This is a genomic window from Microcoleus asticus IPMA8 (assembly GCF_013179805.1).
GTDB lineage: Bacteria > Cyanobacteriota > Cyanobacteriia > Cyanobacteriales > Microcoleaceae > Microcoleus > Microcoleus asticus.
On the sequence record NZ_SRRZ01000032.1, the window covers coordinates 48064 to 58197 of the forward strand.

At 47.7% G+C, this 10134-nt stretch carries 10 protein-coding genes; 5 read left to right on the forward strand and 5 right to left on the reverse strand.

Annotated elements, in window-relative coordinates; all coding sequences use genetic code 11:
- Positions 1-2 precede the first annotated feature (2 nt).
- Positions 3-461 (forward strand): peroxiredoxin, encoded by a 459-nt coding sequence (locus E5S67_RS11085; protein ID WP_172187093.1) that lies wholly within the window; start codon positions 3-5, stop codon positions 459-461.
- Positions 462-584: 123 nt separating this feature from the next.
- On the opposite strand, the gene E5S67_RS11090 is transcribed toward E5S67_RS11085, so the two are convergent.
- On the reverse strand, positions 585-1223 hold the full coding sequence (locus E5S67_RS11090; protein WP_172187094.1) for a Uma2 family endonuclease: 639 nt from the start codon (positions 1221-1223) through the stop codon (positions 585-587).
- Between the two features lie 175 nt (positions 1224-1398).
- Positions 1399-2052, reverse strand: a complete 654-nt coding sequence (hpf, locus tag E5S67_RS11095) for a ribosome hibernation-promoting factor, HPF/YfiA family (protein WP_172187095.1) — start codon at positions 2050-2052, stop codon at positions 1399-1401.
- Positions 2053-2203: 151 nt separating this feature from the next.
- Between hpf and lipB the strand changes: the two genes are divergently transcribed.
- Both lipB and E5S67_RS11105 read left to right on the forward strand, forming a co-directional pair.
- Positions 2204-2884, forward strand: coding sequence for a lipoyl(octanoyl) transferase LipB (gene lipB, locus E5S67_RS11100; RefSeq protein ID WP_172187096.1), 681 nt, complete (start codon positions 2204-2206; stop codon positions 2882-2884).
- Between the two features lie 420 nt (positions 2885-3304).
- On the forward strand, positions 3305-3652 hold the full coding sequence (locus E5S67_RS11105; protein WP_172187097.1) for a hypothetical protein: 348 nt from the start codon (positions 3305-3307) through the stop codon (positions 3650-3652).
- 151 nt (positions 3653-3803) lie between these two features.
- On the opposite strand, the gene E5S67_RS11110 is transcribed toward E5S67_RS11105, so the two are convergent.
- Complete coding sequence (locus E5S67_RS11110; protein WP_172187098.1) at positions 3804-4361, reverse strand: single-stranded DNA-binding protein; 558 nt, start codon at positions 4359-4361, stop codon at positions 3804-3806.
- Positions 4362-4574: 213 nt separating this feature from the next.
- Entirely contained in the window at positions 4575-7118 is a 2544-nt protein-coding gene (locus tag E5S67_RS11115) for a mannose-1-phosphate guanyltransferase (protein ID WP_172187099.1), read from the reverse strand.
- 577 nt (positions 7119-7695) lie between these two features.
- Between E5S67_RS11115 and E5S67_RS11120 the strand changes: the two genes are divergently transcribed.
- Together E5S67_RS11120 and E5S67_RS11125 are read left to right on the forward strand one after the other, a co-directional pair.
- Positions 7696-7893: a hypothetical protein gene (locus E5S67_RS11120; RefSeq protein ID WP_172187100.1), complete on the forward strand. Its 198-nt coding sequence runs from the start codon at positions 7696-7698 to the stop codon at positions 7891-7893.
- A gap of 7 nt (positions 7894-7900) precedes the next feature.
- Positions 7901-8638 (forward strand): class I SAM-dependent methyltransferase, encoded by a 738-nt coding sequence (locus tag E5S67_RS11125; protein WP_172187101.1) that lies wholly within the window; start codon positions 7901-7903, stop codon positions 8636-8638.
- Positions 8639-8878: 240 nt separating this feature from the next.
- Here E5S67_RS11125 and E5S67_RS11130 read toward each other — a convergent pair.
- A partial coding sequence (locus E5S67_RS11130; protein WP_172187102.1) for a hypothetical protein occupies positions 8879-10134 on the reverse strand: 1256 nt, incomplete at its 5' end.

Genomic DNA, 10134 nt, shown 5'->3' on the forward strand with positions numbered 1-10134 from the left:
ACATGACAGTTAAAGTAGGAGACACCGCCCCCGATTTTACCTTACCATCTCAAACTGGCACATCAGTCAGCCTCAAAGATTTTAAAGGTAAAAAAAACGTCATAGTCTACTTTTACCCCAAAGACAACTCACCCGGATGCACAACCCAAGCTTGCGCTTTTCGAGATAGTTACGAAGTCTTCAAAGACGCAGGTGCAGAAGTAATAGGAATTAGCGAAGATTCGCCACAATCGCACCAGGAATTTGCCACCAAATATCGGCTACCATTTACACTGCTGAGCGATAGTGGCAACAAAGTGCGGCAATTATACGGAGTTCCAGCTACACTGTGGATTATGCCGGGTAGAGTAACTTATGTCATTGACCAAGAAGGCGTTGTCAAGCATATTTTTGACTCGATGTTAGACTTCAAAGCACACGTTGCAGAAGCACTCAAAACTTTAGAAACCATCAAAAGTTAGATGGATTTGCTTAAATATATTGTTTGTAGTGAGGACGAAAGTCCTCATTGTCTAAACAACCAAGAAAAAACTAAATTCGTGACTGCGAAGTAACGGTTTGTAGTGAAAACGGGAGCTCTTAGACTATAGATTTTCCCGTACCCAATTTTTAAAAGCTTGAATAGCGCGGGTTCTGCCAGAAACTTGACTCTGCTGGGTGTACTGATTCACCAGTTCGACAATCGGGATATTGGGGAAAGTGGGACTCATATCAGACTCAATATATTGTTCGGCTTGCAAGACGTTGATTTTTAGCCCTCGCCGTGCGTATCGCCAAAGTTCCGGTACTCGTAGAATTTGATAATTATCCAACTGCGTGCGAGAGGTGAGATCAATTTCTATAGCTAAATCTGGGGGCGGATCGATACTCATATCGAGGCGATTTTTACCGATAACGGCTGCTTGATTTTGAATGTAAAAACAGGTATCCGGTTCGACAGCCTGACTCATGCGTTCATTTTTCAACGTTGTCGAACCCAACGACTCAAATGCTATTTGTCGTACTTCCAACAAAATTTTTACCATGTCGCCAATAATTTCCTTGGCTTTTTCATGTTCGGGCAGAGGAACCATAATTTCTAACCGTCCGTTACTATAGGAAAGTCGGGAAGCACGACGTTCTCCTAATTCCGCCAAAATACTTTCAAATTGTTGCCAGTTCACATCTTCAACCAGTAATTGCTGACCCGGTTGAATCTTCAATTGTCTTAACTCCAATAGCATAATTGTTCATCCATTTTCTCTAGGAAATATCAGCAACGTCCTTACTACGAACCATTATCTAAAAAAACTAAGAAAGGACTAAAGTCCTTACTACGAACCAGGAGTTTGTAGTGCGGGCTTTAGTCCTTTTTTGCTAACGGGTTGCAGCCATTAACAATTAGCACTCAGCAATTATCTAGCTTTTCGCAACACTCGATTTTTCAGATGTAGCGCTTTCGGCAGTTTTGCCATTTTTGCTATTACCGTTACCGTTGCTGTGGCGCGGTTGGATAACTCCATAGCCACCGTGACTCTTTCGTTCGTAGAGTACGTTAATTTCGCCTGTTTCCGCATTACGGAACATATAGAAATCGTGATCGATAATCTGCAATTGTTCCAAAGCTTCTTGCACAGTCATTGGAGGCATAGCAAAATACTTAGTCCGCACCACCTCAGCAGGAAGTTCGGGAGTTCGATCGCCAATCAGATCCGCTACTACAGGATGTTCATCAACTACCGTAACCGTTTTGGGACTACTCTGGGTCTTATTGTCGTGGCGTTTTTCCTTAAATTTCCGCAGTTGACGAGCTATCTTGTCGGCAACCAAATCGATGCTGGCATACAGGCTTTCCGTGCTTTCCTCAGCCCGAATCACGCTGCCGTTAGCATAAATAGTTACCTCAGCAGTCTGCTTAGGATTGATCCTGGGGTTACGAGCCACCGATAGATGTATGTCCACTTCAGTAGTCAAAGTTTGAAAATGGCTAACTGCCTTTTCAACCTTTTGATTGACGTACTCGCGAATCGCATCGGTGATTTCTATATTCTTACCCTGGATAACAAGCTTCATAGAGCTCCCTCCCTTCTGTAACGTGGGTATAGTTTATACAATAGCACTATGTATTCTAGAAAACACTTATCTTCCAAATCTTTTTTTATATGTTGACAATTCTTGATTTAAACTGCGCCAATATTCCGTAAAAACACTATTGATTTTTTGCATGATTTCTCCTCTCATCCCTCAACAGTTAAATGCACAACCCTGCTTGCTCCTAAATTGGGGACAAGTACCCTACTCCCAAGCTTGGGAAATCCAGCAAAAACTCGTGCAAGAACGCCGCGACAAACCAGATTTGCCAGATGTCCTGATTTTGCTGGAACATCCGCCGGTTTACACTTTGGGACTGGGAGCCAAGCTGGAATTTCTGAAATTTGACCCAAGTCAAACTGGGCCGGAACTGCACCGAGTTGAGCGGGGCGGCGAGGTGACTTACCACTGTCCGGGTCAATTGGTGGGGTATCCGATTTTAAATTTGCGCCGTCACCAACAAGATTTGCACTGGTATTTGCGGCAGTTGGAGGAAGTGCTGCTGAGGGTGCTGGAAGTTTGCGGGTTGAAGGGTTCGCGGGTTCCCGGTATGACTGGAGTTTGGGTCGATGGGTGCAAAGTAGGGGCGATCGGCATTAAAGTCAGCCGCTGGATTACGATGCACGGTTTTGCTTTAAATGTTTGTCCGGATCTCGCCGGTTTTGGGCAAATTGTACCTTGCGGGATTCCCGATCGACCAGTTGGGAGTTTAGAGCAGTTTATCCCCGGAATTGAGGTCGATCGAGTTAGGGCGATCGTGGCGGCTGAATTTGCAGAAGTTTTTGGAGTGGAAATAGTGCGATCGAATGTGTAGTGTGCGTTCCCCATCGCAGGTGAAGTAATGCGGATTTTAACCCGTTACTGGAAATAATAATTTTTCAGGGCGATCGCCCTTTCTTGAGTGAAGTGCGATCGCCCTGAAATTATCAAAAACATCAGCCTTAATTCTCCACCCAATCACTTAAAAACTCCAGACTAAGGATGCTAAATATCGAATCGAATTAACGCGGCCGTGTTTGCGAGACTTGGGGGTATTATAGAGATAATTTTAACGGTCTGTACTTACTGACTCAAGAATTGAGAGAATTGGTGGTATAATTCGCGGTTGCGGGCTTCTCTAACCTTAGAGAGAAGCAAGACAGATGCAGAAATACGTCCTCAGAGTTTTGCGATCGCCCCTAGCGTCAGGTACGATTCTTGTTAATCATTGCGCTCCGCTCAAGAGAAAAAATTTATGTCAGATATGTCCGGTCAAGACCCCTCGGAAATTAAAATGGCGACGGTTGATGAAGAAGAAAAAGGCGCAACGTTTAGCGGTACGGTCATCCTTGCTATCGATGTCGAGGGTGCTGGGGAAGTCCTTTTCTTCAGAGACTTTTTGATTGAAGATTATAAAGGCGAACTTACCGCTTATCTGGCAACAGATGGCAATATAACGAAAAGCATTGATTTAGGCGAACTTAAGCATAAGAGCAGCAGCTTTAAGCTGCCAATTCCGCTGGGGACGGATACATCACCCTACAATACAGTCGTGCTGCGCGACGAAAAAAGCAAGAAAAAAATTGTGACGATCGAGCTGTAAAATTTGCAATTTAGCTCGTAGTTGAGCCAAATTCGTTAGCGCAGCCCTCGAAGAGGATCGCCCTTTTTTTTCCTCAAGTGCGATCGCTCTTAAATTAAGGTGCGTCACTTTCGATCTAACAGTCCAGTTGTAAAGTGATGCACCCTAATTTTTAAAACGGAATCGGATCGTAGTCGGGATTGTCAGCTTCGTTAGACGAACCCGACTGGCGATCGGACTCAGAATTTGACGGCTGATGCGAGTTCCAATCCGAACTAGACGTGCGGTTAGCGCCACCTGGAGCGCTGTTAGGACTGCGGCCTCGCGAACTCATAGGAACTACGTTGCTCGGCACATTAGCAGGCGCGCTGTCGCGAATTTGAGCCGGTTCGGGGGCGGTTCTACTTGGGGGAGCAGCAGTCATTGCATCGGCGCCGACACTGTAAATCCTTTGAGCTGTCAGTTCAGCGCGCTTTTCTTTAATACCGTCTCTTTCGATCGTATTCATGCTCAGCCGTCCCTCAATAATCACGCGATCGCCCTCGTGGTATTTCTCGTGAATTTCTTGAGCAAAATTTCCCCATCCTATCACTTTCAAATGTTCTGGCGGATCTTCCGGTTTTGGGCCTGGAAACTGCACCAGCATCTCAGCGATTTGAAGTTGATTGTCAGGAGTATAACGGAGTTGCGGTTGTTGAATTATTTCCGCCATCAAAATGCAGCTATTCATCTGTTATCTGTGCGTAATTGGGAATTGGATAAAGAAGGAAGAGAGAAGAAGGGAGAAAGAAGAAGGAAGAAATAGCTATTCGTGTACCGATGACTTGCGTGTCTTGCTTGTGGTAGTTGCAAATTGGTAATTGCAAATTGGTAATTACTGATTTTTTGGCGCTCTTCGCTATTAGTTGTCACCGATTACCGATTACCGATTTGCAAATACCAATTATCCGTTACCAAATTTATCTTGGCGAACCGCCGCCTCAGCTTGACTGACAAAATCGTGAACGAGGGCGCGGTACTCCTTCAAAGTTTCAGATACCCAATCTCGATCCTCGCTGTTGGCGAAGATATGAACGGTCGGTTCACTAGCATCGGGCAAAACTAATACCCAATTGTCGTCGCTGTAGTTAAAAATCTTCACTCCATCTACTAATTCTAAACGATCGGGCGAATGAGTTTCTACTAAATGCCGCATCAGCGAACCCTTGACCGTCCAAGGACAGCGGACGCTGTAACTGCGGTGGGTGACGCGGGGAAGTTCGGCCTTGATCTGTCCGAGCGATCGCTCCTGAATCGTCATCATTTCTATCACTTTAGCAATGCAGAACATTCCGTCAAATCCGGGATGCAATTGCGGGAAAATAAAACCCATAAGACCGCTGCCGCCCAAAACCACATTCGGGTTCCTGTTAGCGGCTTCCATCAAAGCAGTTGGGTTCGCCTTCGTGCGGATTACCTTGCTTTGATAGCGGCGGGCGATCGCCTCCACCGCAGAAGAGGCATTCACCGGCACTACTACTGTACCTTTGGGTTCAGAAGTCAGCATCAAATTTACCATCAACGCCGTCAGCATTTCCCCGCGAATGGCTATCCCAGACTCATCTACCAAAATGAGCTGTTCGCCGTTAGCCGACACCTGCACTCCAAAATTAGCGCTGAGTGCTTTCACCACCCGGCCGAGTTGGTCGAGCAAATATTCCCGTTCGCCGTTGCTCAGAGAAGTCTGCTTGAGACTCGCATTGAGCACCACCGCATCGCAGCCGAACTTAGCAAGCATTTGCGGCAGAATTGCTCCGGAAACTGCGTAAACGTAATCGATTACCACCTTAGTATTGCTGTAGCGTATTGCCTCAACATTCATCTGCCGCTCAAAAATGCGGTTGTAAACGTCGAGAGCTTGGTTAAAGTACGACATCTCTCCAATTTCGGGAATTAGAGCCCGCCGCAAATCTTCCTTAAAATAAGCGCCCTCGATTTTTTTCTCAGCAGCTTTAGTAATATTGATGCCTTTGATATCGAAGAATTCAATTAAAATGTGGTCGGATCGATCGGGCGAAATGCGAACGTGAATGCCGCCAGCAACCGATAGCGTAGACGAAACCGTGCGCGCGATCGGAATTGCCGTCGATTCCAAATTGACCACATTAATTCCTACCGACATCAAACCTGCGATCAAAGACCTCGAAACCATCCGCGAAATGCTCCGCTGGTCGCGAGATACCGATACCGAAGTCCCGGGTTTCAAAGTCGAGCCGTAAGCTGCGCCCAATTTCACCGCGAATTCCGGGGTAATATCCACATTTGCCAGCCCTTGAACGCCGCGCTGACCGAACAAATTCCGCTTAGCTTGTTCTCCCCAAATTAAATTTTGATTTAACAGAGCGCCGGATTCAATATTTTTGCTCGGCCAGATGCGCACGCTTGGCCCCACTTGCGCTTCTTCTCCCACAATCGACATAGAACCGACGATCGCACCTTCCAATACATGAGCGCGCCTGTCTACGCGGGTGCTCCGGCAAATCACGCAGGCCCTAAGGTGAGCGTCTTCGCCGACAATTGCTCCGTTCCAGACGATGGGACGTTTGAGGTTTGCATCGGCGCCGACTGTCACGTTATCTCCGATCACCGTACCGGCATCGATTTTAACTCGGGCTCCAATCCGACAATTGCTGCCGATCATCGCCGGTGCTTCGACGATCGCGCTATCGTCAATAAAAGTATTCTGACCGACCCAAACTCCCGCTCGAACTTGGTTGTAGTAAGTCAAATCCAGTTTGACCTTTCCCCGCAGCGCGTCGTACTGAGCTTCCCGGTAAACATCAAGCTGGCCGACATCGCACCAGTAACCCTCGGCGATGTAACCGTACATCGGCTCGTTTTTTTCCAGCAGCAAGGGAAACAAGTCTTTCGAGAAGTCGCACTCTTTATTTGCAGGCAGGTAGTCCAATACTTCCGGTTCTAAAATGTAGGTGCCGGTATTGACGGTATCGGAAAAAATTTCACTGCTAGAAGGCTTTTCCAGAAAGCGGTTGATGCGGTAATTTTCCTCGGTAATCACGACCCCGAATTCCATCGGATTGGGAACGCGAGTTAAAATTAACGTGGCTTTTGATTGCTTGCTGCGGTGAAATTCGATCGCTTCCGTTAAGTCGAAGTCTGTGATGCTGTCACCACTGATGACCAGAAAAGTTCGATCGAGCAATTCAGCAATATTTTTGACGCAACCAGCCGTACCCAGCGGTTGGTCTTCCTCCACAGCGTAAGTCATTTGAACGCCAAACTCTGCCCCGTCAGTAAAATATTCGCGCATGACATCGGGAAGGTAGTGCAGCGTAGCAATAATTTCCGTAATCTGATGCCTTTTTAGCAAATTGATAATGTGTTCTGCGATCGGGCGATTGAGAATCGGCACCATCGGTTTGGGCAAATCGCACGTCAGGGGTCTGAGCCTCGTTCCCGACCCCCCAGCCATCAGCACTGCACGCATAAAATCCTCCTTGCTTAGAAAGCTCTCTACCGTCATTGTCCGCTAGAAAAAGTTTGCCTGCTGTAATTCGCGGGCCGCCGGCTATCAGTTCTTAGTTAAATATCTTCGAGTAGTTACACCTCTGGGAAATCCCGATCGACCAGGCCGTCTCCCAACAGCAACCGATTTCAACCGCATTAGAACTTGCGGCGCCGCACCAATCCCCCGGTCGAGTTCGGATTTGTAGGGGATGTTGGGTAATACCAGTTTAAAAAAAGAATGCAACTGTAGGTCAGCTCCAAACCCTTATCTCATCAGTCATTCCCAATTCTTTAATTCTTCAATTCTTCAATCTAAAATGGTATACGTCCTCAGAATCATCGACTTTTGGCAGAAGTCCCTTCTTCTGCTTGCTCGGTGAAAGCTATTTTGGGGGTGTTATTTTTAAGTTTGTGACCGGCGGGGATTTTGAAGTCTCTTTCTGAAGGTGGAATTGCTACAGGTATCGGTGCGGCTTGGCGTCTGATAAATGATAGATTAAGAGTAGCGCTTTGACTAGCTGACCCAAAATCCTATCCATTGCTTAGGGGTTTTTTAAATGAGTACGTTAATTAGCTTGGCATTGCTAGTCGCTTACGGCGGCGGTATTTGGAAATTTTGGAATGGTTTCGATCGCACTAACTTCGACAGAAGTTTTACAAATCGCCTGAAGCTGTCCCTGCTCTGGCCCGCGTTAATTTTTAATAAGCCTTACCGCCAAAACTTTACAAAAGCTCTCAAAGCTTCTAAAAGGTAATTCAAGAATGTCTAAAAAGTCGGATCGCCCAGTGGCGGGTCAGGAGCAGACTTGGTTTGCTAAAGGAAAATCAGATAGCTGGCAAGTTTTACTGTCGCAAGTGGCCTCTCGGTTCGATCGCGAATACCGAGGAGAAGCTTTCGCTTTACCCGAAGAAGTCGAATCAATGCCGATTTTCTTGGAATCAGTCGCAGGAACTCTCCAAGCAAAAACAGTTTCTCCCTTCTGGAAAATTGCCAAACCTCAAAAAAATCAGCGCTGTTTAGACATTGGCTGCGGAGTCAGCTTTCTCATCTACCCTTGGCGGGATTGGGAAGCATATTTTTACGGTCAAGAAATCAGCAGCGCAGCGCGAGACGCTTTAAACGCTCGCGGCCCTCAGCTCAATTCTAAGCTGTTCAAAGGCGTAGAATGGGCCCCCGCTCACCAGTTAAATTACGAAGAGGCTCAGTTCGATTTATGCCTCGCTACAGGCTTTAGCTGTTACTATCCCATAGACTATTGGAATATTGTTATGGGAGAAGTAAAGCGGGTACTAAAACCGGGCGGCCATTTTGTTTTTGATGTCCTCAATCCCAATTCTCCTCTAGCAGAAGATTGGGCTATTTTGGAGACTTATCGAGCCGGAGAAGTATTTTTAGAGACAATAGAAGATTGGGAAAAAATGATGAAAGCTGCTGGCGCTAAGGTAGTAAAAAAGCAAAGTGGCGACTTATTTCAAATGTATAAAGTTCAATACATTTGAGAGGTTAAGGTAATAGGTAATTAGGTTTGCAGTCAGGACGACCGCCGTCAAAAGTCCGGGTCTGGCAGACGACAAACAATTTGATTATCAGTTAAGAAAGTAGGGTGCGTCAGCAAGTAGAAATTTGTTTGAGAACTAACAAATATCGAAGCTGACGCACCCTACTAACTACTAACTCACAATAGTGAAGCAAGCAGATTGGATATTACCAATTACCGATTCCCAATTAACCATTAGCCATTAATTTTCGGTAGCGGCGGGAGAGGGCGTAGCTTCCGGCGACGGCGACGGTGACACTTCGGGGGCAGGAGATGGCGCAGCTTCCGGCGACGGCGACACTTCGGGGGCAGGAGATGGCGCAGCTTCCGGCGGGGACACTTCGGCGGGCTGCGGTTGAGGAGAAGGTGACTGTTCGGCGGCTGGTTTCGGTTGAGGTGAGGGCGAGGGTTGGGCCGCGGGCTTTTGTACCGGCGGCGAGGTTTGAGCCCCAGGCTTCGGTTTGTTTGACGGGGCCGGCGGCTTCTCAAACTGCGGTTTCACTTCAGCAGGCGCTGGGGAGGGCTGCTGGTTTGTGGGTTTGGGCCCTGTCGGGGTTACTGTTGGCCGCTGCTGGCCTGCTGGGTTGGGCCTGGTTGGGGCGGTGGATGGGGTGACAGGAATGCCGCTGCAAACTTTTTCGTCGTATTTAAACGGGATAGCTACTTGGTAAAGCTTGTGCGTGCTGGCAGCAGAAAATGTTAGAGAAGGGTTAATAATCGCAGTTTTAGCAGCATTGTCGAGAATGCCGTAACCCGTCGGGACGATCGCTTGAGGCTCGGCCTTGAGCAAACCTTGAGGGCTGACAACTGCTCCGAAAACTGCTACTCCTTCGAGTTTTTGCGAGCAAGCTGCTAGGGGATAAGGGACATTAACAGGAGTCGGCCCCGTCATTTCCAAGTCAGGATAAGCCTTTTTGAATCTCTCAAACAAAGCAACATAGGTATTTGCAGCCGCAAGCTGTGTCTCTCTGTCGGTGGGTAAGTTTGAACTCGGTTGGCCGGACTGTCCTAGCTGTCGCTGTCCCTCTTCAAATTGTTGCCTCTTGATTCTTTCTTCGGGAGTTTCTGCGATGAGATTCCTTTTATTGGGATCTTTTTGAGTCAACTTTGGTACTCCATCGGGTCCCACATTCCTGCCAGCAATTGGGAATTCTGGGGTAAAGACTGGAGCTCCGTCTGGAAATAGTGGGAGTCCGCCTCTACTGGCTATGATCTTTTTGAGCGTCTCTGCTTCATCTTCCGAGGCGCTGCCGGGAAGCTGGGGCACTTCTGTCAAAGATGGTGGCGGCGGGATATTGCGATCGAAATTACCGGGCAAGGGCGGGAAAATCAAACCGCTGGGAGGTACTGGCGGGACGAAAGTGGGTGTTGGCTGGGAGGGGGCTCTGAATGTTGGGGATGGAGTTTTCGGAGGCGGCGGGGCTGTTGGGGCGGCAGAGGGCGGGAGAGGGGCATAAG